The sequence below is a fragment of the Burkholderia sp. Ac-20392 genome (assembly GCF_017104585.1).
Taxonomy (GTDB): domain Bacteria; phylum Pseudomonadota; class Gammaproteobacteria; order Burkholderiales; family Burkholderiaceae; genus Burkholderia; species Burkholderia lata.
This window is the reverse complement of the sequence record NZ_JAAGPB010001098.1, coordinates 1-765: the sequence shown is the minus strand read 5'-3', so window position 1 is coordinate 765 and position 765 is coordinate 1. Positions and strand designations below refer to the sequence as shown.

1 protein-coding gene is annotated in these 765 nt (G+C 71.5%); it reads right to left on the bottom strand.

Annotation, left to right across the window (positions count from 1 at the left end; all coding sequences use genetic code 11):
- On the bottom strand, nt 1-765 hold a 765-nt coding region (locus G3N99_RS41000), incomplete at both ends, for an ABC transporter ATP-binding protein (RefSeq protein WP_206125283.1).

The window sequence follows — 765 nt, the reverse complement described above, 5'->3', positions numbered from 1 at the left end:
TGACGCGTCGTTCGCGGCGAGCCGGATGTTCGCTTCGAGCGTGTCGTTGAACAGGTAGGTATCCTGCGCAACCAGCGCGATGTGCTGCCGCAAGTCGTCGAGCCGCAAGTCGCGCAGGTCGACGCCGCCGAGCGTCACACGGCCCTGCTGCGGATCCCAGAAGCGCAGCAGCAGGCTCGCGACCGTCGACTTGCCGGCACCCGACGCACCGACCAGCGCGACCGTGCTGCCGCGCGGCACCTCGAAGCTCACGCGGTCGATCGCGGGCACGCTGCGGCCCGGGTACGTGAACGACGTGGCCTCGAAACGCACGGCCGGATCGGCAGGCATCGCGTGCGCGCCGTCCGTCACCGGCACCGGCTCCTTCTCCAGTGCGCGCAAGCGGCGGGTCGATGCGATGGTGTCGGCGAGCTGGCGCGCGACCTGGCCGATTTCGGCCACCGGCATGAAGGCGGCTACCGCCACCAGCACCAGCAGCGGCAACGACTCGCGCGGAAACCAGCCGCGTGCACACAGCAGCGCGCCGAGCGCCGCGACGACCAGCCCGCCGAGCCCGCTCGCGATTTCCAGCGCGGCGCTCTGCGACGACAGGTCGTCGAGCAGCTTCGCGCGCTGCTTGCGGTACGCATCGACTTCGGCCACGAACGCTTCACGCCGGCGCGCGACGGCCTGAAACGCGGTCAGCTCCGCGAGCCCCTGGATCGTTTCGGTCAGGTGCGCGCCGAGCTGGCCGAGCGCTTCGCGCGCGCCGGTGCCGAGCCGGTA